This window comes from Candidatus Nanosynbacter lyticus (assembly GCF_030253515.1).
In the GTDB taxonomy this organism is placed as follows: Bacteria; Patescibacteriota; Saccharimonadia; order Saccharimonadales; family Saccharimonadaceae; genus Nanosynbacter; species Nanosynbacter lyticus_A.
Genome location: NZ_CP124549.1, coordinates 439238 through 465056, shown reverse-complemented (window position 1 = coordinate 465056; position 25819 = coordinate 439238). Strand labels below are relative to the sequence as shown.

The 25819-nt window shown below is 52.5% G+C and carries 22 protein-coding genes and 3 tRNA genes; 15 read left to right on the top strand and 10 right to left on the bottom strand.

Going from position 1 to position 25819, the window contains the following annotated elements; all coding sequences use genetic code 11:
• Positions 1-24: 24 nt before the first annotated feature.
• Positions 25-1059 (bottom strand): D-alanine--D-alanine ligase family protein, encoded by a 1035-nt coding sequence (locus NLML1_RS02500; RefSeq protein ID WP_285441253.1) that lies wholly within the window; start codon positions 1057-1059, stop codon positions 25-27.
• 188 nt (positions 1060-1247) lie between these two features.
• Between NLML1_RS02500 and NLML1_RS02495 the strand changes: the two genes are divergently transcribed.
• Positions 1248-1964: a hypothetical protein gene (locus tag NLML1_RS02495; protein ID WP_285441252.1), complete on the top strand. Its 717-nt coding sequence runs from the start codon at positions 1248-1250 to the stop codon at positions 1962-1964.
• A complete protein-coding gene (locus NLML1_RS02490) occupies positions 1964-3139 on the top strand; it encodes a replication-associated recombination protein A (protein WP_285441251.1) in 1176 nt (391 codons plus the stop codon). Before NLML1_RS02495 ends, NLML1_RS02490 begins: the two co-directional genes overlap by 1 nt.
• Position 3140: 1 nt before the next feature.
• Here NLML1_RS02490 and treF read toward each other — a convergent pair whose 3' ends face one another.
• The 3 genes from treF to NLML1_RS02475 form a co-directional block, all read right to left on the bottom strand.
• Positions 3141-4739 (bottom strand): alpha,alpha-trehalase TreF, encoded by a 1599-nt coding sequence (gene treF, locus NLML1_RS02485; RefSeq protein WP_285441250.1) that lies wholly within the window; start codon positions 4737-4739, stop codon positions 3141-3143.
• A gap of 91 nt (positions 4740-4830) precedes the next feature.
• Positions 4831-6654, bottom strand: a complete 1824-nt coding sequence (typA, locus tag NLML1_RS02480) for a translational GTPase TypA (protein WP_285441249.1) — start codon at positions 6652-6654, stop codon at positions 4831-4833.
• A 153-nt stretch (positions 6655-6807) separates the two neighbouring features.
• Positions 6808-7047 carry a hypothetical protein gene (locus tag NLML1_RS02475; protein ID WP_285441248.1) on the bottom strand — a complete coding sequence of 80 codons (240 nt, stop codon included), beginning with the start codon at positions 7045-7047 and terminating at the stop codon, positions 6808-6810.
• A gap of 216 nt (positions 7048-7263) precedes the next feature.
• Here NLML1_RS02475 and NLML1_RS02470 point away from each other — a divergent pair, with 216 nt between their 5' ends.
• The gene (locus NLML1_RS02470; RefSeq protein ID WP_171278561.1) at positions 7264-7815 is read left to right on the top strand and encodes a hypothetical protein; all 552 of its coding nucleotides are present in this window, start codon (positions 7264-7266) and stop codon (positions 7813-7815) included.
• Positions 7816-7847: 32 nt separating this feature from the next.
• Here NLML1_RS02470 and orn read toward each other — a convergent pair whose 3' ends face one another.
• From orn to NLML1_RS02445, 5 genes are all read right to left on the bottom strand, one after another.
• A complete protein-coding gene (gene orn / locus NLML1_RS02465; protein WP_285441247.1) occupies positions 7848-8426 on the bottom strand; it encodes an oligoribonuclease in 579 nt (192 codons plus the stop codon).
• Positions 8427-8565: 139 nt separating this feature from the next.
• A complete protein-coding gene (locus NLML1_RS02460) occupies positions 8566-9006 on the bottom strand; it encodes a hypothetical protein (RefSeq protein ID WP_285441246.1) in 441 nt (146 codons plus the stop codon).
• Positions 9007-9803: 797 nt separating this feature from the next.
• A complete protein-coding gene (locus NLML1_RS02455; protein ID WP_285441245.1) occupies positions 9804-10346 on the bottom strand; it encodes a hypothetical protein in 543 nt (180 codons plus the stop codon).
• A 12-nt stretch (positions 10347-10358) separates the two neighbouring features.
• Positions 10359-10435: transfer RNA gene (locus NLML1_RS02450), tRNA-Val, on the bottom strand.
• A gap of 14 nt (positions 10436-10449) precedes the next feature.
• Positions 10450-10534 (bottom strand) — tRNA-Leu (locus tag NLML1_RS02445).
• Between the two features lie 139 nt (positions 10535-10673).
• Here NLML1_RS02445 and NLML1_RS02440 point away from each other — a divergent pair.
• From NLML1_RS02440 to NLML1_RS02405, 8 genes are all read left to right on the top strand, one after another.
• The gene (locus NLML1_RS02440; protein ID WP_285441244.1) at positions 10674-12278 is read left to right on the top strand and encodes an FAD-binding oxidoreductase; all 1605 of its coding nucleotides are present in this window, start codon (positions 10674-10676) and stop codon (positions 12276-12278) included.
• A gap of 60 nt (positions 12279-12338) precedes the next feature.
• Positions 12339-12425 (top strand) — tRNA-Leu (locus tag NLML1_RS02435).
• Positions 12426-13134: 709 nt separating this feature from the next.
• Positions 13135-13662, top strand: coding sequence for a TrmH family RNA methyltransferase (locus tag NLML1_RS02430; RefSeq protein ID WP_285441243.1), 528 nt, complete (start codon positions 13135-13137; stop codon positions 13660-13662).
• A gap of 59 nt (positions 13663-13721) precedes the next feature.
• A complete protein-coding gene (gene hisS, locus NLML1_RS02425; RefSeq protein WP_285441242.1) occupies positions 13722-15059 on the top strand; it encodes a histidine--tRNA ligase in 1338 nt (445 codons plus the stop codon).
• 26 nt (positions 15060-15085) lie between these two features.
• On the top strand, positions 15086-16372 hold the full coding sequence (gene tig / locus NLML1_RS02420; protein ID WP_285441241.1) for a trigger factor: 1287 nt from the start codon (positions 15086-15088) through the stop codon (positions 16370-16372).
• 98 nt (positions 16373-16470) lie between these two features.
• Positions 16471-17841 (top strand): twin-arginine translocation signal domain-containing protein, encoded by a 1371-nt coding sequence (locus NLML1_RS02415; protein ID WP_285441240.1) that lies wholly within the window; start codon positions 16471-16473, stop codon positions 17839-17841.
• 51 nt (positions 17842-17892) lie between these two features.
• Complete coding sequence (locus tag NLML1_RS02410) at positions 17893-18492, top strand: ATP-dependent Clp protease proteolytic subunit (protein WP_162420711.1); 600 nt, start codon at positions 17893-17895, stop codon at positions 18490-18492.
• 121 nt (positions 18493-18613) lie between these two features.
• Complete coding sequence (locus tag NLML1_RS02405; protein WP_285441239.1) at positions 18614-19552, top strand: thymidylate synthase; 939 nt, start codon at positions 18614-18616, stop codon at positions 19550-19552.
• Positions 19553-19612: 60 nt separating this feature from the next.
• Here the strand turns inward: NLML1_RS02405 and NLML1_RS02400 are convergent, their stop codons facing one another.
• Entirely contained in the window at positions 19613-20110 is a 498-nt protein-coding gene (locus tag NLML1_RS02400) for a dihydrofolate reductase (protein ID WP_285441238.1), read from the bottom strand.
• Positions 20111-20224: 114 nt separating this feature from the next.
• On the opposite strand from NLML1_RS02400, the gene dcd reads away from it, so the two are divergent.
• The 4 genes from dcd to rpoB all read left to right on the top strand — a co-directional run bounded on the left by dcd (position 20225) and on the right by rpoB (position 25818).
• Positions 20225-20944, top strand: coding sequence for a dCTP deaminase (dcd, locus tag NLML1_RS02395; RefSeq protein WP_285441237.1), 720 nt, complete (start codon positions 20225-20227; stop codon positions 20942-20944).
• Positions 20941-21588: a dTMP kinase gene (gene tmk, locus NLML1_RS02390; RefSeq protein WP_285441236.1), complete on the top strand. Its 648-nt coding sequence runs from the start codon at positions 20941-20943 to the stop codon at positions 21586-21588. The genes dcd and tmk overlap by 4 nt, the downstream gene beginning before the upstream one ends.
• Positions 21589-21612: 24 nt before the next feature.
• Positions 21613-22275 (top strand): hypothetical protein, encoded by a 663-nt coding sequence (locus tag NLML1_RS02385; protein ID WP_285441235.1) that lies wholly within the window; start codon positions 21613-21615, stop codon positions 22273-22275.
• A 189-nt stretch (positions 22276-22464) separates the two neighbouring features.
• Entirely contained in the window at positions 22465-25818 is a 3354-nt protein-coding gene (gene rpoB, locus NLML1_RS02380; RefSeq protein ID WP_285441234.1) for a DNA-directed RNA polymerase subunit beta, read from the top strand.
• Position 25819: the final 1 nt, after the last annotated feature.

Sequence of the window (25819 nt, the reverse complement as noted above, 5' to 3'; positions counted from 1 at the left end):
ATTGACCTCCTGTTTATAAGGAAATTATACGCCACGTATAGAGCGGCTGGCAAGCGCCTCCTGGATCAGCTCATCAACCAGCGCCTGTGGGCTGAGGCCCGAAGCTTCCCAGAGCTTTGGATACATACTGATGTTGGTGAAGCCGGGGATGCTGTTAATTTCGTTGAGAAAAATCTGGCCCATTGGATCAAGGAAAAAGTCAACTCGCGCCATGCCGTGTCCACCAGTCGCGTGGTAAGCGGCCAGCGCGAGGCGCTGCAGTTCTGTCGCCACCGACTCGTCAACTTCCGCGGGGATAATGACGCGCGAAGTGCTAGCGGTGCTGTACTTATCGTCGTAGCTATAAAACTCTTCGCCAGGAAGAATCTCACCAGGCATACTGACGCGGGCGGACGTGCCGCGGCCGAGGACAGCCAGCTCAAGCTCGCGGGCGGTAATCGCTTGTTCTATCAATACGGTGTCGTCGTGGCGAAAGGCTTCATCAAGCGCGGCGGTGAATGCTTCGGCCGAGTGGACTTTGCTGACACCGACGGACGAGCCGGCGCGGGATGGCTTGATGAAAACAGGCGCACCAAGCTCATCAGCTATCTCGGCAAAGGTCGGTCGCGGCGCATCATTCGCTAGCGTTCGCCACGGTACAACCGGAACGTGAGCGCCGAGCGCCAGCCGCTTGGTCATGTCTTTGTCCATGGTGACAGCCGCCGAAAGGAGACTCGGGCCGACATAGGGAATATGAAGTAGCTGCGCCAGGCCCTGCACACTGCCGTCCTCGCCGTTTTTGCCATGAAGCACCGGAATTATCACATCAATCGGCAGCGGGTCAACACCGTCGATGAGCAGTGAGCGCTGGCCGAGTTGCGGTGCTAAGTGTGGGCTTGACTGATTGCGTGCCTCGATCGTCTCGACGAGCCGCCACTGACCAGCACGGTCGATGTAGCATAGTTTGATGTCGTAGCGTGCTGTGTCCAGCGCCGCTAGCACATTAGTGGCGGAATTGATCGAGACCTCGTGCTCGGATGACTCGCCGCCAAATATGAGGAGAACGCGTAATCTATCCATTACCCTAGTATAGCGCATCACACCTTGGCGGGGCGAATTTATGGCGTGATATAATAAAAATGATGATGGCGGATAACGGGAATAAGAGGCTCAATAGATCGCTGACGCCTGAGGTCATTGGCGGTAGTGACTCGGTAGCTGAGTGTGCTAGGTGTGGGGTCGTCGGTAATATTGGTACGATTGCCGGTATGTTAACGACCTTGTCAGGTGAAGTGTGGCACAACGTGTTATCAGAAGCTGGTCGGCAGATGACATTTTTTGGTGGTATAGCGGTAGCGGTGGGTGGCTTGGGGCAGATATCTCGGGCTATTCGATTGCAAGAGTATAGTGAATGTGAAGCTAATCTTCTCCAGGGGGCGATTAAGAATCTGCCGCAGCTGGCTGGTAATGCTAAGGATGGTGGTGCACAGCTGTACGATCTGCTTGCAATGCTTGATCAAAAGAAACTAGCATACGAGATGGCGGTTAAGACTGGTCGTACATCAGCCGTACCGCTGACCACTGATGAGGCGGAACGTCACGCGGCACTTGTGCGACTGACTAGTCACTGCTCTGGCGGCGCTGGTCTGGTCAATGGAGCAGCGGCGCAGGTTCTACACTGGGCTGGCTGCGTGTTGCCGCCGGAAATGACGGCGCCTGGGCGGCGCTGGTCTGGTCGCAAGGCTGGTCAAGCGGAGGCAGATAGCATGCATCAAACGACGCTGGATATGTTGGAGCAGTATGTGCCGCTGGATGGGATGACGTGGCGAGAGTACGTGGCGTCACCGGAGTTTGCGGCAGTCTGCGGAAGCGCTCAGCAGATTGATCGAGGGTTACGTCTGCAGGCAAAACCGCTCGGGCGGCGGCCGGCTGATTGTTTCTCGCACTTTTCGCAGTATCGGCCGCGAGAGGATAATTGGTGGTAATGGATGCGCGACAACCCCTGGCGGAGCAGATGCGGCCGCAAACCCTGGATGAAGTAATCGGGCAGAGTCATTTACTGGGCGAGGGTGAGTTGCTGCGCCAAATTGCCCGGCGCGGCGAACCGGTCAGCTTGATTTTGTGGGGGCCGCCAGGCACGGGCAAGACGACATTGGCGCGGATTATCGCTCGTGAGGTTAATGCGGAGTTCGTCGAGTTGTCGGCGGTGACTAGTGGCAAGAAAGATGTCGAACAGGTCATTGAGCACGCCAGGCAGAATTGGAACTTGGGCCTCAGGACGATTCTATTTGTTGATGAAATTCATCGCTTCAACAAGGCACAACAAGACGCGTTTTTGCCGCATGTCGAGAGCGGGCTGATCACCTTGATTGGGGCGACCACCGAGAATCCAAGCTTCGAGGTGATCACGCCGCTGCTCAGTCGGACGCGGGTGCTGGTGCTCCAGCAGCTGACCAAAGATGAAATTGTATTGGTACTGAAGCGGGCGCTCAAGGTTTTGAAACAAACCAAGCGGGTATCACCCAAAGCGCTGGACTATCTGGCGGAATTAGCGGACGGCGACGCGCGGGTGGCACTGGGTAATTTGGAATTGGCACTGAGTTTTGGCGGTAAAGTCACGCCCGAGGTGGTCAAAGCAGCGGCCCAGCGACGGCTACCGGGCTATGACAAAAAGGGCGATGCGCATTATGACGTCATCTCGGCGTTTATCAAGTCACTGCGTGGTAGTGATGCGACAGCTGCGGCGTATTATTTGGCGCGGATGATTAACGCTGGCGAAGATCCGAAGTTTATCGCGCGGCGGATGGTGGTTTTTGCGTCGGAGGATATCGGATTAGCGGGCAACGGCGCGCTGAGTCTGGCGGTCGCTACCTTTGAGGCAGTCGAGCGCGTCGGGCTCCCGGAAGCTAAATATAATTTATTTCACTGCGCCATCGCTCTGGCGCGCAGCCAGAAATCGCGCGAAATTACTGATCTGATGAATGACGCCTTTTCTCTGGCGCACAAGTACCCAAACTCACCGGTGCCACTCCACCTTCGTAACGCCCCAACCAAGCTGATGAAAGAGCTAGGCTACAATAAAGATTACCAATGGCAGGCTGGCTTCCAGCACGAAAAGGGATTTCTACCAGAAGATATTCCGCGTCCGCCGAAACGTTAGATTATCTCGGGCAGCGCTCATCAAATCGATCATACAGCGCCGCGTACACGCCATTGGTCCAACCAAAGCCGTCTTGCAACGGATATTCACCACCGCCGCCAATGCGCGATTCGCTATCAACGTCATATTTTTCGATCATCTTGCCCCGATCAGCAAAGACGCGTTCGGTCGAAGCCAGCCAGCGCCTTCTAATTTCCTCCGCCAGCTCATCCAGCCCGTACCGCTTCAAGCCGCAAACCGCCACCCACTGTAGCGGCGCCCAGCCATTCGGCGCGTCCCATTGCTGGCCGTTATCAACCAGCGTCGTCCGCAGACCGCCGTCACGCAAGAACTCGCGTTCTAATTTCTCGGCCACGTGCTTGGCTTGTTTTTTGGTGGCGATACCACTGTAGAGCGGGAAGACGCCGGCCAGTGTGGCATGGTTCGTCTGGTGACCGGTGCGGAAATTATAATCATAGAAAAAGCCGTTGGCTTCATTCCAACAGTGCTGGCGGATACTCTCGGCGCGGCGCTCGGCCAGGCGGATGAAGCGTTTCTTCAGCGGCGCCTGACGCAGTACGCTGTAACAATGGGCGATCGTCATCTCCAGTTCATATAGCAAACAGTTCAGGTCAACCGGCACGAGATCGGTTGTCATAATTGTTTCAATGTCATGCGGATCATCAAACCAGCGTGAGCTAAAGTCCCAGCCACTCTCAGCCCCGGCCCGCAGGTCGAGGTAGACCTTGGCCTTGTTGGCGGAGCGGCTATTCCTGGCGGTTTCGATATCTTCGCGGCGACTTTCTGGACGCGGCGTGGCCTTGTCGTCGTAGTAGCGATTAAGCACCTGACCATCAGGCATAGCGACGACGCGGTTGGTGGCTATAAAGTCGATACTCGAAAGCTTGCGTTGGCCCTTCATCCAGAATTTGTATTCGGCCAGCAGCGAGGGAAAGTACTCGAGGTAGGTCAGACTCGGGGCGCGCCGGCCGGGTTTGCTGGCGAGGAGCTTGACCATCGCTGCAAAAAACGGCGGCTGGCTGCGACTGAGAAAGTACGTCCGATTGGCAGTCGGGATGAAACCAAAACGCTGAATCATGTACACATAATTTTTCATCATGCCGTCGATCAACTTCCACTTGCCGTCCACTGCCAGGCCCAGCATGATAAAATACGTATCCCAGTAAAATTGCTCGGCAAACCGACCACCCGGTACCACGTAGTCGTGCGGCAGGGCAATCAGCGAACCTTTCGACTTGTGGGCATGACGGATGAGCAGCGGCCAGAGATTGGTGACATGCTGCCTGGCAGAATCCGCCTGGACAAAGCTCACCTTTTTGACCGGCGATTCAAATTCATAAAAATGTAACTTCACAAATTCATCCAGCCGAAAGTTCGGATCACGTCGGGCCAGGCGATACTCCTGGAGGATGCGGGTGGCTCGCTTTCGCGGCACGAGATCGACAAATGTTTTGCCATCGGCAAACACGCGGTGCGACTGCACTTCATGAAACAACTGCCCGAGCTTTTCGTCGGGGTCTTTGCGGTCGATTGGCGTAATGCGCTGGGCGGTGCGGGCTAGTGTGCGCTTGATAATTGTTGTGGTTTTTTTGGGAAGCATATGGTTAAGTATAGCGTGTTACCGTGGGATAATCTATAGTAACTTAAGTTTCTTATGTATTTTATCAATCGGGAGTTTGTCGGGGCGGGGTCTACCGCTTGGCGGCGCGCTTTCGCTCATTGGCATCAAGGTAGCGTTTACGCAGGCGCAAGGACTTTGGCGTCACTTCCAGCAGCTCGTCGTCCTCGATGAAGTCGATGCATTGCTCCAGGCTAAACTGCGTAAATGGCGTTAGCTGCACCGTGCCATCGGACGATTTGGAGCGTATGTTGGTGAGGTGCTTAGCCTTGCAGACGTTAATTTCGATGTCTTCTTGGCGGTTATAAATACCGACGATCATGCCGGCGTAGACTTCCGTGCCCGGCCCGACCAAGAGTTCGCCGCGTGCCTCGGCCGCCTGCAGAGCGTACGGCGTGGTCGTGCCAGCTTCAAAGGCGATGAGTACGCCGCTGCGCGTCTTTGGCAATTTGCCGCCCAGCGGTTGATAGCCATGCGGCAAGGAGTTCATAATCACCGTGCCTTTGGTGGCAGTTAGTAGCACGTTTCGCAGGCCGATTAATGCCCTGGTCGGCAGCACATAGGTGATGCGAGTAGCGCCGCTGGTGGTGGTTTCCTGCGACTTCATTTCAGCGTGGCGCGCACCCAGTTCTTGACTAATCGCACCGATGAATTCACTGCTAATTTCGATTTGTAATTCTTCAATTGGCTCTTTTTCGACGCCGTCCTCGGTGATGGTGACCACTTGCGGACGGCCAACCTCAAACTCAAAGCCTTCGCGCCGCATGGTCTCGATCAAGACGCTGAGGTGCAGCTCGCCGCGGCCAGATACCGTAAAGCCGATGCCGTTTTCTTCGACGCGCAATGCCACGTTGGTTTCTAGTTCCCGTCGCAGCCGGTCGCCAATTTGCCGCGAGGTGGTAAATTCGCCCTCGCGCCCTTTCATCGGGCTGGTGTTTGGGCCGAGGTACATGCTCAGCGTTGGTGCTTCAATGGCAATCGCCGGCAAGGCTTCGGGCTGCTCTTTGTCAGCAATCGTATCGCCGATGTGCGCTTCACTCACGCCAACCAGCGCCACGATATCGCCAGCAAATGCCTCGTCAAGCTCTTCGCGGTTCAGCCCGCGGTAACCAAAAACTTTCTCGATTCGCGCTGAACCCGACACTTCGCCGTGCTTTATCAAGCTAACCTGGAGGCCGCGCTTGACCGACCCGCGAGCGATCCGCCCGATGGCATATTTTCCCTGGAAGGTGTCGTACTGCAGGCTGGTCACCAGCATCTGAAAACCGCCGTCAGCCGTGACGCTCGGCGCCGGGATATCGTTGATAATTGCTTCAAAAATTGGTGTGAGATCGGCGTCTTCGCTCGGGTCAGCAGGGATCTCCCGCCACGCCTTGCCATCGCGCCCAACGGCATAATAAATCGGATAGTGTAGCTGGCTATCATCAGTCGCTAGTTCCAGAAATAGATCGCTCAGCTCATCTTCAACCTCAGCGATTCGCCGGGCAGGTTTGTCAATTTTATTGATCACCACCACCGGCCTCAAGCCCAGTTCTAGCGCCTTGCTCAACACGAACTTCGTCTGTGGCATCGGCCCTTCCTGTGCATCAACGATCAGCAAGACACCGTCCGCCATCTGCAGTGTCCGCTCGACCTCGCCTGAAAAGTCCGCGTGTCCCGGCGTGTCGATGATATTGATTTTATAATCACCGTAAAAAATCGAGGTCTGTTTGGCGGTGATGGTGATACCGCGTTCGTGCTCCTGATCGCCCGAATCCATGATCAGTTCTTGGCTCATCTCGGCCTGGTTGTCGCGGAATGTGCGCGACTGTTTGAGCAGCCCATCAACCATGGTCGTCTTGCCGTGATCGACGTGGGCAATAATGGCAATATTTCGAATCTTGCTAGCGTCCTTCATAAAAATATGGTCTGATATTACCGCAGACCTTCCTCAATACTAATTATAGCATAATTTGTGTAGTTGCCACTGACAGCCAGGCTAGAACACATATAATTGAGCGTGTAGCTATTAAAACTTAAGGGGATGGGATAAACGATAACGAAGTATACTCTACTCGGATTTTTGCGTTGAGTATCGATATCCTAGTAAAATTGTCTCGCGATCAACGCCCTCACGAAAAGCGACTTCACCCAAAGCGCGAGGAATGCTCGGATCTTTCTCAAGCTCCTCCTCTATTAATTTTGCGAGCCTACTCATTTCAGCAGGACGATCCACGGGCTCAATGTCCTCAATTGACTTTAGTGTATGGATATCAAACAAAGCCCCTACTTTTGGACTACCTTCTTTCACATCACCTCCTCCTCGATTAATTACACAACCATTATGCAACACTCGAGTATATAAAACAATCCTTTCTTTGTGAGGGCAGAGTGTTTTGTATCTTTTAGTATAACACAATACAAATTATCTACCGCACCGCATAAAGTACTCCTTTTCTGTTGGGGTGGGGCAAGGGTCCATTAACCTAAAACATCGTTATGGTGTTAATATATATTAAGGGGAAATATGAAATTAAGCATCTCGATAATCAAAAATTGTCACAATAAACTTGACATAAAAGCTATAAATAATAAATCCAACTACCTCATATCAACATCTATCTATTGGCTCTCAAAGGATGTAATATTTCTAAGAGATGATATTTCTGGTTACAGCAATATAGGTGAGGTTGATCGTATTGAGGGACGATTTTGTATAGCGGACTTTACGAGTGGTAGCGGTAATGTTGTAATTCACGTATATATAGTTTATCCATCTAACCGTACAGTTCCTCTTCTCGTTGGAATCTTGGGTGGTCATGAAAGTAAAATAATGTTTGAGCTACCATTAGCTAATGATGATCAGGCTTTTACCAGAGCCAGAAATAATGGATTTGAAGTGAATATTCCTCAATTTACGGGTGATTATTTTGAACCAGATATAATCGACATGACATACCAGGATGGCAATAGAAGATCAATGGATAGACGTGGAGAAGTATCGTACGAGAAACTGATAGGCAAAGATCTTGGGCTGTTTGTTTTTATTGATTATGCTGCTGGAGCTGAAAACATATAAACTCTCATATCTCCTCGAAATATGGAAGTTATTTAGTTTAGTGATATCTTGGGCACAAACCGCTCTTTGTACTTCCCAGCTAGCAGGATTGCCTCCCTCACATCGCCGAGCGCACGATGATTGTGGCGGCTGGTTCGTCGATATCGCCCCTGGCTCGTCCAAGCATCGGCCATTTCCTCGAGGCAGCGCACGTCAAGTTGCCGAAATCCCAAGCGCTCGTACAGCGCAGGCATGCGCCTCGCGAGGATCTCGCGGTCACATTGCAGATAATAGCCGCAGTGAATTAAAACAGCGTCATTTGCGGTTTGCTGTAGCCAATTGAGCGCTTGCTTTTCGAGCGCGGCCTCGTTATATGTTGACGCGGAGACATCGTTCAGTAGGCCGTTTCGTGTGTGCATATCAACAACTGATTCGGGCATAGAGTGTTTGGAGAAGTCATCGGGCTTACAGGTCAAAGAAAACGGCTCGCCAATTTGCTCCAGCTGGCGATTGGTGATAATCGCCGCGACTTCGAGTATCCGCGCCGTATCAACATCGGTCGTCGTATACTCCAAATCCATCCAGACAAACAGGCCGGGTGGAAGCGGGTCGTATTCGGTGTTGGTGTTCATGGTAATAGTATAACACTGGATTACGTTTGTGGTGGAGGTGGAGGAGTCTCTAGGGCTGTTGTCATGTGACAGACAGGTATACTCAAGTGGCAGTAACCTCTTAAGCAGCCCCTATTAACCACCATGATGGTCTATTTAATCATTCGGTTTCTGATAGGATAGCATTGACAGTCTCAAAAAACCTTCGACTCACATCGTGTCGATCTACCTCGGGTTCATGTCGAATAACGCGAATCATGTCTGCACCAAGCTCTGGACCAAACCGGGCCAGCAGAGCACCCTCTGGGTCTGATCGTTGAAGTCTGATATTTCTGGCCTTTCCCTTATAGGAGATTTTCATGCAGACATCATGATCTGGCGTTGCATCAAAGACCGTTACTTTCATGTCACCCGCTGAGTATACTGCTTTAATAGGGGGCTTTCGACCAGGTGAGTCGCGCTTTGCCGTTTCTAAATCCTGCACTACCACTTCACGCCACTCCCTTGGAGTTCCATCCGTACCCGCCTCACCCTGCGACTGCTGATCTTCCAGCCACTCTTGCTCCGGTGATTGTGGCAATGGACGCCGTTGTTTCTCCATACTGCTTTTTAATATAGCATAGGTATTCAAAAATTAGTAGGATGAGCTGGATTTGACCTACTCCGCAGAGATGATATCATATGACTATGCGGGGGATGCTCCCCGGGAGTATGTAATTTCGAATACCCTGATTGATAAGACGGTTATATCGTAAGGAGGTCGTATGAAAATATCACAAATGGAGAATAATCACGTGACGGTGTGTCTTAACCCTCAGCCAAATAAGCCCTACGAAAGGCTTGTGGTTCTTCAGAAGTCAGATCGGTCGCGATCCATGGATGAGGGTAATGTGCTCGACCCAGAACCAGCTTCAATAGAAGTAGGGAAACGGCATCTCTTGGATCTGCTAAGGCGTCAGGTTCAAGACTTGGTATATTCCCCGGGATCCATCAGCGCAAAGCAGACCGTACTGGGGGTGCTTGTCCACGGCATACCGATGACTCTTCTTGAGATTGCCTCATTAGCAAAAGGGGATATCCCCGAGATTCGACGTGACCTCAGCGTTCTGAGGCAATTGGGGTTTGTCGAAGTAGACAGAAATTCGAAGGGCGAACTGCTCTATCAGATAAGCCGACCCACGGAGAGCGCACGTGCTGAATGGACTCGGGTATCTATGGCGAAGCTCGCACTGGGCCGATCACGAGTATAGTTAATAAAATTCAATGCGCGAAATGTACGCGACTATGGTCTGATGCTAACGCAGACCTTCCTCTTAAATATAAAATTTTACCATGAGTGGGAGAAAATAAAAAGAGCAGGGGGATTGTATTTAATAGCTAGTTTTGACCATAGGACCTTTAATAGATGGTCACAGACTGTTCATTAAGCTGATCTTCGGAAAAATGCATTAATCTGGTCTTGTCGTCGGTCCTATGTAAAATATCTGGATTTTCCATCACTATACCTAGGGCTTGAATTGCCATCTTAATGTGTATCGGGTCTATGCTCAGTCTTTGATGAGCTAATTCTGGTACTCTTTTGTTTCTTGTTTCAGCTATTAGCAGGGTGGGGCAATCAGGTATATTGTCGGATGGGGGTATACATATTCCATAGGCGGGCTCTACTCGCGTGAAATAGTTTGGAGCTACATTGTCTCGGCTAGAGTCTTGCATAATGCTCACTCCCCAGCCCTCACGCTCTGATATTAGACCAATGTTTTTCTTGAGATAGTCACAATATACATCCGTGTGATGGTTTTTAGGAGACACTATTATGTGTCCTATTGGCTCTCCGTCGGGCGATAGCTTTCGTGAAAATATAACTAAACCAGACGGATGAGGTTCGGTTTCCATTTCTATGTTAAGACGGGTCGATGTAACGTAAAAAGATTCCATATTCATATCGATATTAAATGGTGGGAAATACAGGGCTCGAACCTGTGACCTCACGAATGTGAATCGTGCGCTCTAGCCAACTGAGCTAATCTCCCATAAAATAAAACCTTGGTGCGGATGAAAGGACTTGAACCTTCACGCCGTGAGGCACATGCTCCTAAGGCATGCGTGTCTACCAATTCCACCACATCCGCATAGCTAACTGTCAAAGACGCGCACGGTACTTTCAGGCGCATCTACCCCTCAATTATACACAATCCGTCGCCCTCAAGCAATACACTTTACGCCCCACCTCGACCATGCTATCATGAAATTAACAGAAAAAGGGGGACTATGAATAAGGTTGCGACGTATTTGAATGAACATCTGACGGGTGAAGTGGTGACACATGACGGTGCTTTGGCGGATGCGCAGCGGGACGGGAGCGTGCTGGCGCGGCAGCCGGAGTTGATCGCACGAGTGGCGGACACGAGTGATGTGCGCAAGATCTTGCGGTTTTGTTCGCAGCTGGCGGAGAAGGGTCACGTCTTGCCGGTGTATGCGCGCGGATGCGGCACGGATAGTACGGGTGCGGCGATCGGGCGTGGCATCGCCATCGACATGGCGGCACACATGCATAATGTCGTCGGAATTGATGCTAAGCAGCAGTTGATCCACCTCCAGTCGGGTATTTCTCATAGAGCAGCGCAAGCGGTGCTGTCAACGCACAAGGGTTTGGGTCTGCCGGAAATTTCGTTGACTGGGGAGGACGGCACGATTGGCGGTGCGATTAGTACTGAGGCGGCTGGCATACTGTCCTCGGCGTACGGTCTATTGAGTCAGTCAATTCACCAGATGGAAGTTGTCCTATCAAGCGGCGATATCGTGCAAACTGGTCGGCTATCCAAGCGTGAACTGAGCAAGAAGAAAGGCTTGGCGACGTTTGAGGGCGAATTGTACCGGCAGCTGGATAATTTGATAACCGATAATGAAGCGCTGATCGCTCGGATTGATGCCAGTGCGCCAGAGATGACTGGCTTTTCGAGTATCGCCCGGGTGCGGCAGCGCGACGGCTCGTTTGACCTTACGCCGCTGTTTGTCGGCGCTCAAGGCAGCCTCGGTATCATCGGCGAGCTAATCATGAAAGCTGACTTCATCCATCCAGAATTGACCGTGGTGAGCGCCGCGTATAGTTCAATGAATGCAGCGCAGGCGGCGGTCGACACGGCCCTGCAAGCGGGCGCCTCGACGGTCGAGCTGATCGACGGGCGGCTCTTTTCGCGGGCGGCAGCCCAGGGCAAAAAACTAGCGTGGGCGCCGAAAGAATGCTATCGCGGTGGCGTGGTGGTGGCGCTCTTTCATGCGTTTTCGGACCGCGCGCGCAACAAGGCTGCCAAAAAGTTACTGCGCGCACTTCGCGGTGGTACAGCCGTGCAGGTCGAGCTACGCGACATGGAAATGAAAGAGGCGTTTACGCTACATTCAGTGCTGACCTTGGCAGAGCATCCCGCCGATGAGCACGGTGTCGTGCCGCAGGTATTCTCTGGGATGTGGCTGCCGGGTGTGCAGCTGGACGGCTTTATCAAGTCGATGCGTGCGCTCGAGAAAGAATACGGCGTGGCCATGCCGCTATTTATCGACGCGACGACTGGCATGATCAATAGCTATCCGGTGTTCTCGAGCAAAAAGGTCAGTGATCGCCAACGTATCCTCAAACTCTGCTCGGACATGGTGCGAATCGTGACTAGCCACGAAGGGTCGTTCGCGGGGTTTGGCGGCGAGGGTCGGCTCAAGGCGGCATTTGTCCAACCAACACTGACGCCCGAGGAGCGTGATCTGTATATAAAAATTAAGCACATCTTTGATCCAAAAGGCATCCTCGCGCCAGGCATCAAGACTGCCGTGCCGATGAAGCAACTGGCAGAAGAATTAAATGCTTGGTGTCGGCTGGCGGGCTGAAACGGCTGGGCAAACTCCTTGCGGATGGGCAGCTGGTCGTGTATAATACTCGGTAGTCACGCGGATGTGGCGGAATTGGTAGACGCGCTAGCTTCAGGTGCTAGTGTACGCAAGTACGTGAAGGTTCAAGTCCTTTCATCCGCACCAGGAATTGACGACTACGCTACAAGAAAATCACCCTGGGCTGGGTGATTTTTATTAACGTAAAATTCATATTTCAAAGAAAGGGTTGACAGGCAACCGTAAGTAAAACAGATACTTATCAACCCCGTAGTTAGCTGTGTCAATACTTACCTTGAAGGTACTTGATACGATTGATTTCCTGGACGGTTCGTTCTCGTGCCAGGCTGAGGGCCTGAATGGCCCAGTCAGCGTCGGAATATATCTGGCATATATCCCTACATTGAGGGCTATTAATAAATTTAAGACCCAGCAGGGAGTTTAGCGAGTCAAAGCTGGCCTTTGCCTCTGCCCTAATCTCCAAATGATAGTCCAGGGACTTATCGATTTCGTCGAGACGAGCTTGGCACTCATCACGCCGACGCCTAAGCCTACGGGCTTTGGAGAGGAGGATAATGCTACGGATGATATTCATGCCCTTGTCTTTCTCCTCGCCCTCTGGGTGATAAAGTACTGTTTTTAGTACAAGGCGAGGTTTTACTCCTCTTTGCATATTTTCTATAAAAAGCAATAAAATCTCACCTCGTATTTGATTGCCTGTCAATGAACACTTTCGGACAAGGATTCACTCAACTCGTCAACAAAAGCTGATATATATATCACTTATATGAAAAAATGTCAATGATTTTTGTCAAGTTTTTCTGTTTTTTCATCCCTATTTGCTACAATAACAGAGATGCAAGACACACGAAATGTAGCTGACAAATTCAAAGGTCGCAGCGAGGCGGAGATCATAAGAGAGCTGGACGCCAAGGACCACGGCTTGGTGATTGCTCTGGAGAACACCGAGCGGGATTTTAACATGGGGACGATCGTCAGGAGTGCTAATGCGTTTGGGGTGCGGCAGATTTACGTCATCGGTCGGCGGCAATGGAACAAGCGCGGCGCCATGATGACGGATAAATATTTGCATGTGCAGTATGTCAGTTCGACGGCGGAGTTTGTCGAGCTAATGCGGTCTGAAAACAGAGAAATTATTGCGATTGATAATATCCCTGGCAGTATCAATATGTCGGAGACGGCCTTGCCAAAGTGTGCGGTACTGGTGTTTGGTCAGGAAGGACCGGGAATCTCCGAGGAGATGGCGCAGGCGGCAGACAAAATTGTGGCAATTGAACAGTTTGGCTCGACCCGCTCCATCAATGTCGGCGCGGCAGCCACCGTGGCGATGTATTGCTGGTTGCAGCAGCATGTGCTCGGTTGACCCCCACATGCCGGGTGTTGTTGAAAAATTCGCCCCACTATGCCACAATAAAAGCAACCATGAGCAATTTATCGACCCAAAGTTATAAGGGCGCGCGCGATTATTTCCCGGAGGACAAGCGCCTGCAAAACTATATTTTCAAGGTGTGGCACGCCACGGCGCAGAGTTTTGGGTACGAGGAGTACGGCGCACCCTTGCTCGAGCCGCTGGATATTTACACCGCCAAATCGGGGCAGGAATTAGCGGGCGAGCAGACTTACTTGTTCACTGATCGTGGTGGTCGTCAGGTGGCAATTCGCCCAGAGATGACGCCGTCGATTTCTCGCATGGTGGCCAGTCGGCGCCAGGAACTGGCCATGCCGGCCCGGCTGTATTCTATCGCTAATTTCATGCGCTACGAACGGCCGCAGCGCGGGCGGGAACGCGAGTTTTGGCAATTGAACGCCGACCTGTTTGGTGCGGAGGGGCCGTGGGCGGATGCGGAGATTATCGAGTTTGGCTACCGTAGCATCATGAACTTTGGCGCGCGCGAAGATATGTTTACGGTGCGGGTGAATAATCGCCAGCTGATCAATCAGTTGATGAGTGGGTTTCTCGGCCTTGATGTGATCGGCGCCCAGATGATGACGCGGCTGCTTGATCGCAAGAATAAGATTTCGCCGGAAGCTTTCCGCGAGCAAGCCATCGAGATTTTTGGCTCAGAAGAAGCCAAGGCGGGCCTGCCAAAATTAGCCCAACTAATCAGCATGCGTAGTGTTGATGATCTACCAGAGGAGCTGGCAGATAGCCCGAGTGTCCAGCAGCTTCGCCAGGTGATGACCCTGCTGCGTCAGAAGGGCATCGGTAATGCGATGTTCGACGTGACGCTGATGCGCGGGCTGGATTATTATACCGGTACGGTGTTTGAGTTTTTTGATAATTCGCCGGAGAACAATCGAGCGCTATTCGGCGGCGGGCGCTATGATGGGCTGATCGGACTATTTGGTGTTGAGCCGGTCGCTACGGTCGGCGTGGGGCTCGGTGCGACGACGATGCAGCAGTTCCTTGAGGTGCACGAGTTGCTACCAAAACTAACGACGCACACCGATGTGTACATCATCGCGGTGGACGCGGCATCGCTAGGTGGTGCAGATGCTTTGGCGCGGACGCTGCGGAGCGAGGGGGTGCGGGCCGAGTTAGATTTCAGCGGGCGCAAGTTAGACAAGCAGCTGAAAACCGCGCTCAAAAAGAACATCCCATTCGTGGCGTTTGTCGGTGAAGAAGAGATCGCTTCGGGTGTCTACACGATCAAAAACCTCATCGAGTCAACCGAACAAAAAGTCAGTCTCGAGCGAATGATCAGCGTGGTCAAAGATCGGCGCTACGACGGTGATGACGACGCGGCGTTTGAGATTTAGCGTTACCCCTGTTATAATAGGTAGTCATGAAGACGACTGTAAAGAAACTATCAGATACCAAGGTTTGTTTGACAATTACGCTGGGGGCGGACGAGCTGAATGCGGCTGAGCAGGTGGCGCTGACCAAGATGGCGCGCGACCTCAAGGTGCCGGGATTTCGTAAGGGTAAGGTGCCGGTCAGCGTGGCTGCCAAGCACGTCAATCCAATGGCGCTCCAGGAGCAGGTGCTAGACAACGCGCTGTCCAAGGCGGTCGCCGAGGCCTTTATGAACGAGAAGCTGCAGGCGCTAGAGCGGCCGAGCGTTGAGGTCAAGAAATTTGTCCCCAATCAAGAAGTCGAGTTCACCGCCGAGGCGACCGTTGTGCCGCCGGTCAAATTAGGTGATTACAAAAAGCTCAAGGCCAAGCCTCAGGCCGTCAAGGTTGATGCCAAGGACGTCGACGAAATCATCGAGCGAATGCAGCAGAATTTTGTCGATAAAGCCGAGGTCAAGCGTGCGGCTCAAGAAGGTGATGAGGCGATCATCGACTTTGTCGGCAAGAAAGACGGCGTGGCGTTTGACGGCGGTTCGGCCAAGGACTTTGCCCTGAAGCTGGGTGGCGGTCAGTTTATCCCCGGCTTTGAAGAGGGTGTGGTTGGCCACAAGGCCGGCGAGACATTTGATCTTGACCTCGAATTTCCAAAGGATTACCATGCTGAAAATCTGGCCGGCGCCAAGGTGATGTTTAGTGTGACGCTGCACAAAGTAAATGAGCTGAAGTTACCGGAACTCAATGATGAATTTGCCGCCAAGTGTGGCCCATTCACCGATGTCAAAGAGCTCAAGGCCGACATCAAGCGCGAGATTACCACGCAAAAAGAGCGCGAGGCCAAGGAAAAGCTCAAGGATGAGCTGGTGGCAGAACTAGCGGATAGCTCCAAGGTGGCGCTGCCAGAGCTGTTGATCGACGATCAGCTGCAGTCAATTGAACAAGATCTGATGCAAAATTTGTCATATCGTGGCCTGACAATGGACTCGTATCTAAAGACGCAAGGTTTCAAAGATAAAGCCGATTGGCAGAAAAAAGAGGCTCGCCCGGCGGCTGAAAAGCGGGTCAAGGCTGGCTTGGTGCTGGCTGAGCTATCAAAGGAGCTGGGTGTGGAGGTTAGCCGTGAGGAGCTTGATAGGCAAATTTCCACCTTCAAGCAGCAATACGGTAAGGACGCCAAGCTGGCCGCGCGATTTGATGATCCAAACGTCCACCGTGACATCGCCAATCGGATGATCACCGACAAGACGATCGACAAGCTGGTTGAGCTGAATAGTAAATAGCGACGACATAGCAATAAAATAATCTGAAGCAGGGGATGGCAAAAGGGCCGCCCCTGTTTTATTGACAAACCTACAATTAGCTGGTATAATGGCAAAATATGTGTGAATCCTCAAAGTCTGAGCGTCCAGAGTTGGAGTCTGGGCATTTCCAAGAGACAGACGGGAGCGGCAAGAAGGTTAGCCGTCGCAGTTTTTTGGGAGGTATGGCGCTTGGTGCTGGATGCTTGGGCGCTGGAACTCTTATCGGTGAGGCTATAAAAAATCTAGGATCAGAACAAGGTCAAAATATACCGATACAGCGCAATAATGAGCGAAAAGCTCCGCCGCTGGGCTCGCTAAGTGTTGTCGTCGTGCAATTATTGCCAGAAAACGCCGAGCCGCATCAAGGCATTGAAAAAATTAGTTCTGGGGTACGAGATGCTCTTGGGCGTATCGCGCTAACGACTAGCCATCTATACCTTAATGTGCGGTTCACCCGGGATGGTCACTCGCCTGATACAACACGAATAACTGAGGATGGTAAACAACCTGCCTATGGTCAGCGTCTGCTTCAAGCGATTGGTCAGGCCCATGCTCGTAAAACGAGAAGTAATATGGCTATAGTTATCGTCGATTCTGCTGATACAGACAAGGACTACTACGCTGGTCTAACCGTGTATGATGACAAACAGCCTCCAGTCGCACTTGTGCGTGACTTGGGTGGCGTGTCCATTGGTACGATTGCACACGAATTAGGACATATGCTCGCTCCAGAGGGCGGCGAGCGCGGTCTTGGTCATGCCTGGGCCCTGCAGCCATGGGGTGACGAGAAGGAAAAAGATTGGCGCCATAGTCTCCACGTTGCTCCTATTCAGGAGATTATCGCCGCGGGGTATAGTCTGGAGAAAGATGACAGCGGAAAACCAAACCCCTATGCTTCACGATATAGCGTCATGGGAAATAGTGCATTATTTGATTCCATGGTAGATCCAACGATACCGATGTTCTCTTCCCCTGAGCTTGCCTTTCTCGATCCAACGCTGTCAATTCGCCATATCACAATGCCGTCGATGGGCACAGGCCAGATACCCATTAGCTACGGCGGGCCTGACCGAGCCGGTATTACTATAGACATCCCAGAGGATCATATACTACGCCAAATAGCTCCGAATGCAGATACACTTTTCATTGGCCCAATAGTCCGCTCAAAACAGTGGAGTAACCCTATTGACCGGATGGGTGTCTTTGCGACATGGTCAGGAGGGCGTGATAGCGCCATATTAAATCCAAGTATATGGGATGAGAGTATTAAATATGGCGAGAATAGCTTTGAACACGTTGCGTATATTGATGAACAGCTCGGTATATTGGTCGCCGCTGGACAGCAATCGGGCCAGGTCTACGTCCGCTTAGTGCCGCTCCATACAGAGGAGGCTCAGGAGCTAATACGTGCGGGGCAAGAGCGGTTGATAAAAAGTCTCAATATATAGATTAACGGGCCATCCTTTACAGTAGCAAGCTCGGCTTATATAATGTTGTGTATGCAGAAAACAACATCGTATCTCATCCCCACCGTCATCGAAAAGTCAGCCGACGGCGAGCGGGCGTTTGATATTTATTCGCGGCTGCTCAATGAGCGGATTATTTTCCTCGGCGAGGAGGTTAACGAACATACCGCTAACAGCGTGGTGGCGCAGCTGCTACATCTGGCGTACGTTGACCCGCAGGCGGACATCTCGCTCTATATCAATAGCCCGGGCGGCAGCGTGTATGATGGCATGGCGATCTACGATACCATGAATTTTATCAAGCCGGACGTGGCGACCTATGGTATTGGCTTGCAGGCCAGCATGGGTGCGTTTCTGCTCAGCTCGGGTGCCAAAGGCAAGCGGTTTTGTCTGCCACACGCCAAGGTGATGATCCATCAGCCGTCAAGCGGCACGCGCGGCAAGGTGACCGACATGGAAATTGACCTAAAGGAAACGCTGGAAGTGAAGGAGATGCTTGCCAAAATCATGGCCAAAAACACCGGCCAGAAGCTCTCTAAGGTCAAGGCCGACATGGAACGCGACTACTGGATGAGCCCTCAGGAGGCGGTGCAGTATGGGCTGGTGGATAAGGTGCTGAGCAAGCTGGCGTAGGCCGCAAGAAGTCTCGTGCTCGCGAGCCGTAAATACATTGAACACGGCCGTGACGTTGTTAAAACTACCTTGTGGTTACGATGGAATCTTGCCATAATTAAGGAGAGGCAAGGAGGGAAGTATGAGGCAATATTTAGACGCCCTGCGGCATGTCCGTGATAATGGCGTGAAAAAAGGCGATCGCACCGGCACGGGCATGACGGAAGTGTTTGGCGTGCAAACGCGGTATGATTTGGCGAACAGGTTTCCGGCTATGACTACCAAGAAGTTATATTTCAATAGTGTGGCACATGAACTGCTGTGGTTTCTTAAAGGCACTGGTAACATTGAATACTTGGCACAAAATGGCGTGCATATCTGGGACGAGTGGCCGTATAAGAATTATCTGGAAAAAACTGGCCAGGATATTCCAGAAATTAATGGCGAGGAGTGGCGTGCTGGCATGAAAGAGTTTATCGGTAAAATCGCGACCGATCACGCCTTTGCCGAGGAATGGGGTGATTTGGGGCCAGTCTACGGTGTGCAGTGGCGGAAATGGCCTGATGGTAAAGGTGGGGCGATTGATCAAATCCAAAACGCCATCGACATGATAAAACATAATCCGACGTCGCGACGTAATATTGTTAGTGCTTGGAATGTGGCGGAAATTGATGATATCGCTCGAGCTGGTGGACTGCCGCCATGCCACACTATGTTCCAGTTCAATGTTCGCCCGGGTGAAAATGGCGAGAAAGATAAGCTGGATTTAGCACTGACCCAGCGTTCGGCGGACATGTTTCTCGGCGTGCCGTTTAATATCGCCAGCTACTCCCTGCTGCTGTCGATGATAGCCCAGGTGACAGATAAACAACCAGGTGAATTTGTCCATATCTTGAATAGTGCGCATATTTATAATAATCACCGCACGCAGGTTGACGAGCAACTGTCGCGCCAGCCGCTGCCGCTACCGAAACTGTGGCTGAATCCTGACATTAAGAACATTGACAATTTCACCATTGACGATATTCGCCTGGAAGGTTACGAACATCATCCACCGATCAAGGCGCCGATTGCGGTGTAGTGTGTTCGGACAATTTGTTGGCGCACTAAATTATCCAAAGGTGTTCGGAGTTGATCCCAGCTAAATTATTCTACGATACGTCACAAAATCAAAGTCGTACTTGTTCTCGGTGTCCGCGGGATGATGGACGCGGCTCACTTCCTGCCAGGCGGTCATGTCAAGCTCTGGAAAAAAGGTGTCGGCGTCTGGGAATGACGCGTCGACCTCGGTGGCGTAAATAGTGTCAATCTCTGGTGTGTTCAGCGCCTCGCCATACACCCGCGCCCCACCGATGATGAAGGTTTTGTAACGAGCTAGTGCCAGGGCACTTTCCAGGTTTACCGCAGTCAGCACGCCCTTAACACCCGTTGGCCGCGAGGAAATGACAATGTTTTCACGCTCTGGTAACGGACGGCAACCGATCGACTCGAAGGTTTTTCGGCCCATGATGACGTCGCTACCTTTGGTCAGCCGCTTGAAATGTGCCAGATCCGCCGGTAAGCTCCGCCTCCACGGCAAATCACCACCCTGACCGATGGCGCGGTTGGTATCATAGGCAACGATGATGGCTTTCTCCATACCCCCCAGTCTAGCATGATGTAAAATTTACGAAAAGCTTGCCCGAGCGGGTAAATATTGTCATAATAGAATCACTCGGGGGAGTGAGGTAAGATAAACAAGAGGAGGCGCGGCATGAGCGTGTATTCAAACCGGGAAATTTTGGCAGCGATCGAGGAAGGAACGATCGTCTGTACGCCGTTTGATCCGGACAATGTGTCAGAAGCTAGCCTGGACTTTACGCTGGGGCATTATTTTTATAAACAGGAATTTGACGATCAGTCAAGTGTTTATAATCCATTTGACGAAGCGGAAGTGGCGCGGTATTTCAAGGGGCCGCTGATGGCGATACCGCACGCCGAGTGGTGCGAACATAACGGCTTTAGGCGGTTTCGTAATATTCCGGATGAGCATCCGATCATTGTGCTGCGTCCTGGTGAACGGATCTTGGCGCACACCCACGAGTTCGTGGGCATTCGGGCGCACGGCGGCGCGGCTGAGGTGAAAAGCCGCAGCTCGTGGGGTCGTAACGGCGTGGCGGTGTGTTTTGATGCGGGCTGGATCGATCCGGGCTATATCAATCGGATTACGCTCGAGATTTACAATTTGAACAAGCACGAAAGCGTGGTACTGCCAGTTGGCGAGCGCATCGGGCAATTAATTTTTCACCAGACTGGGCCGGTGGATGGCGGTTACGCTGACGGGCGTGGCGGTATCAGCGGCAAGTACCAGCACACCGACGACCTCACCGAGCTTATCCGTAGTTGGCGGCCGGAAACGATGCTGCCGCGGGCGTTCAAGGATCGGCGTCATGCTCCGGCGATTATTAACGGCCTAGGCGAGGGTATCAAATGAGCCGTCCCGGTCGATACATCGTCATCGAAGGCAACGACGGTACGGGCAAGTCAACCCAAGTAGCCATGCTGGCGGATTATTTCCGGGCGCGTGGCCGCGTCGTGTGCGTGGTCGAAGAGCCAGGCAGCGACGATCCAGAAAAGTCGACGCCGGTAGCCAATGAACTGAGGCGTATTGTCAAAAATGGCAATCTGGTGCGCTCTAGCGAAATTAATGTAGCGTTGTTCTCAGCGGCGCGGCGCGAGTTGTGGCGCGAAAAGATTCAGCCAGCCCTACAGCGCGGCGAGATCGTTCTGAGTGCGCGTAATTACATCTCAACACTGGCTTATCAGGGCTATGGCGACGGGCTAGATGCGGAGGAGATTATGCGGATGACAAAGCTATTTACCGACGAGCGATACCTGCAGCCGGATGCGATGGTGGTCTTGACGCTCAGCGACACCCAGCGCCAGCAGCGCATCGCGGAGCGCGGGCACATCGCTCAGCCTGATACATTTGAGTCACGTGAGCAGTCGTTCCAGGACAGGGTTAACCACGCCTATGAAGCCATCGCTGCCGAGCGAAATATCCCAGTATTGTCAGCTGCCGGAGCCCCAGAGGAAGTGCACGCGCGGATCCTTGACAGCATTGCTCGATATTTGTAGTATATTTCATAAATAGGAGAGGATATGATTGAGACAGTTCGATTAAGTGGTGGTGATATTACTGATTCATTGTGTGATGATCTGCGCTGCTTGTGGGTTGAGTCTCTCGTACATGTGAAGCCAGATATCAGCGCTTCCGAGATAAGACGATTGTATCAATCTGAACAGTTTACGCCCGAAGTACTTCGGAGGCAAGCCGATCTTGTCGAGGGTGGTATTTATGTTGCGCTCGCAGATGCATCAATCAAGGCGGCAGTAAGTGTAGGTCGAACCGATGCCTTAGGCTTGGCCTCAGATATTCCGGATGTACAGGATAATAATCTGATATATCTCGAGCGGTATGGGGCTAGAAATATGAAACGCTGGGATCTGTTTCGGGGACTGGTAAATGCGGTACTTAATCATGAGACTGGGCCAAATAATCGGCCAACATATCTTGGTATGTATATTGACGAGCGGGCTCTACTACTACCGGGTCACGTCAAAGATATTAATCCGCAAAATCACCAAGTTAGCCGTATTGTCAAACGTGACTCGGTTGGCGGTGTCGCTGGTAATTATCGACTACATACGGCGCAACTTCAAACCGATGGAAGCTGGGAATGGTTAGCGACGATCACTGACGGTGAGCGTGCGGCTAGATTACTGGGTGAAGTGTGCCTTCGTTTAGAACTAGCCGCTGCTTAACGATAGTCAATTTTTCAATTATTTTTCTCTTGCAATTCGTCGTCCTATGCGTCATAATGTGTCACAGTGAAGTAGTGTAGTTTTAGCGAGGGGCGAGCTTGATGGGCGGGCAAACCTCGGGCTCGTGCTGAGACTAAGAGATCTTCCGGCCGTGATCACCAATTATAATCAATGCGAGGAGTAACGCCTGTGGCTCAACAGACCACTCGTGGCGCGCGCGTCTTTTTCACTGGGACAGACAGTGCGATCGCCATGCCAAATCTCATCGCTCACCAAGAGGACTCGTGGCGCTGGTTCGTCGAGGATGGTTTGAGCGAAATCTTTTCAGAAATTAACCCAATTGACGACTACACTGGTCAGAAGTTGGCGCTGCGGTTCGGCAGTTATCATTTTGACGAGCCAAAGACCACTGATCAGTTCGCCAAGGAAAACAATTTGACGTTTGAAGCGCCGCTGCATGCAACTGTTGAACTCACCAACAAAGTGACGGGTGAAGTCAAAGAGCAGGAAATCTACCTCGGCGATTATCCATGGATGACCGAGCGCGGTACCTTTATCATCAACGGTACCGAGCGCGTGGTGGTTAGCCAGTTGATCCGCTCGGCTGGTGTGTTCTTTACGGCTGATACCGTGGCTGGCCGCAATTACTACGGTGCCAAGATGATCCCAGGCCGCGGCGCATGGCTGGAATTTGAAACGGCGACTAATGGCACGATTTATGTCAAGATTGACCGTCGTCGCAAATTGCCGGTGACGACTTTGCTGCGGGCTTTGGGCCATCCAAAAACATCAGAAATTCGTGAATTATTTGCTGACATTGACACGGGCGAGACCAGCTACATTCAGGAAACGCTTGAAAAAGATACCGCGCGTGGCGCTAATGAAGCGCTGATCGAAGTCTATCGTCGCCTGCGGCCGGGCGATCTGGCGACAGTTGATAATGCGCGCCAGATGATCGAGCGAATGTTCTTTGATTTCAAGCGCTTTGATTATTCTCGGGTCGGCCGGTACAAGATGGACCAGCGCCTGGGCCTCGACGTTGCCAACACTGCTGAAAACCGTATTTTCCAGATGAGCGACCTGGTGGCCATCATCCGCGAGATCATTCGCCTCAACAATACCCAAGAGCCAGCTGATGATATTGATGCGCTGAGTAATCGCCGCGTCAAGCTGGTCGGCGAGCTGATTGCCCGTCAGTTCCGCGTCGGTATGCTCAGGATGCAGCGCAACGCCATGGACCGGATGAGCGTGGCTGATATGGAGAACATTACGCCGAGCCAGTTGATCAATGCGCGGCCGGTGGTGGCAGCAGTGCGCGAGTTCTTTACCAGTTCGCAGCTGAGTCAGCTCCTTGATGAGGTCAATCCACTGTCCGAACTCAGCCATAAGCGCCGATTGAGTTCGATGGGCCCCGGTGGTTTGAGCCGCGAGCGCGCTGGTTTTGACGTTCGCGACGCTCACCCAACGCACTATGGTCGTATCTGTTCGGTGGAAACACCAGAAGGTGCCAACGTTGGCTTGGTGCTAAACCTCGCGACCTACGCGCGGGTGAATGAATATGGCTTTATCGAGACGCCGTACCTGCGCGTCACCGATGGTCGGGTGACGGATGAAGTGGTCTATCTGGATGCTGCCCAGGAAGCCAGCGAAGTCATCGCCGACGCCGGAGCACGCTTGAATGACGACAAGTCGTTCACCGACAGCCGTGTCAGCGCCCGTAAATTCCTCCAGCCAGGTCAGGTTGACGTCGAAGAAGTTACCTTTATGGACGCTGCTCACAAGCAGATCCTCGGCTCGACGGCGGCGCTGGTGCCGTTTATCGAAAAAACCCGTGTTGACCGCGCCTTGACCGGCTCAAACATGCAGCGTCAAGCAGTGCCGCTGCTCACGCCAGAGCCAGCGGTTGTCGGTACCGGTATCGAGCAGGCGGTGGCCGAGAATAGCGGCCACTTGATCCAGGCCGAGGCTGATGGCGAAGTGGTGCGGGCTGATGCTGATGAAATTCATGTCAAGTATGCTGATGGCGTCAAGGTCTACGCACTGCGACACTTCGTCAAGAACAATGACGATCGCTGCTACAACCAAAAGGTTCGGGTAGCCCGTGGCGATAGGGTCAAGCAGGGCGACATCCTCGTCGAGGGTGCGTCGATTGCCGAGGGCGAGATCGCGCTGGGACGAAACCTGACGGTGGCCTTTATGCCGTGGGGCGGTTACAACATGGAGGACGCGATTATCCTCAGCCGCCGCTTGGTGGAGGACGACCGCCTGACCAGTATCAACATCAAGGATTATAACGTTGAGGTTCGCGAGACCAAGCTCGGCCCAGAGATCGTCACCCGCGACATTCCGAATGTGTCAGAAGACAGTCTGCGCCACCTCGACGAAAACGGTATCGTGCAAATCGGTTCTGAGGTCAAGGCTGGTGACGTCTTGGTTGGTAAGATTACGCCGAAAGGTGAGCAGGAACTCAGCTCTGAGGAGCGCCTGCTACGCGCTATCTTTGGTGAAAAAGCCAAGGATGTCCGCGACACCTCGCAGCGGATGAATAATGCTGGCGGCGGCAAGGTCGTCGGTGTCAAGATCTTTAGCCGCGAGAATGGCCACGAGCTCAAGGCTGGCGTGTTGATGCAAATCCAGATCTTTGTGGCGCAGATGCGCAAGATCGGTGTCGGTGACAAGATGGCCGGCCGCTTCGGTAACAAGGGTGTGGTTGCGCGGGTACTGCCAGTCGAGGATATGCCATTCATGGAGGACGGTACGCCAGTTGACGTGATCTTGAACCCACTGGGTGTGCCAAGCCGCATGAACCTCGGTCAGCTGTTTGAGACGCACCTCGGTATGGCGGCACGAGCACTAGGCTACCGTGTGGCGACGCCGTCGTTTGATGGTGTGCCGTCAGCCACGATTTCTGATGAATTAGAAAAAGCAGGACTGGCGCGCGATGGTAAGAGCCAACTGTTCGATGGCCGCACCGGTGAAGCCTTTGAGGAGCGCACCACAGTCGGCGTCATGCACATGATTAAGCTACACCACATGGTCTCTGATAAGATCCACGCCCGCTCAACTGGTCCATACACCATGGTTACTCAGCAGCCGCTCGGTGGTAAAGCGCAGAACGGTGGTCAGCGCTTCGGTGAGATGGAGGTCTGGGCACTGGAAGCCTACGGCGCTGCGGCAACCTTGCAGGAAATGCTAACCATCAAGTCTGACGACGTCTATGGCCGGGCTAAGGCCTACGAGTCGATCATCAAGGACGAGCCAATCGTCGGGCCGAAACTGCCAGAATCCTTCAACGTGCTCGTCAAGGAGCTGCAGGGATTGGGCCTTCGGGTTGATCTGCTTGATGAGGGTGGCGTGGTTGACGCTGAGCATGTCATTGCTTCAAGTGGCCCAGCCGACAAGACCGTACCACAAACTGTCAGCGACGACGATGATGGCGATGATCAAGTTTACCTAGACGAATCAGACGACATCGGCGACATCGAGGCCGGTATGAGCGTACAAGATATTGACGAAGTAGAAGAAATAAAGGAGGAGGCGTAAG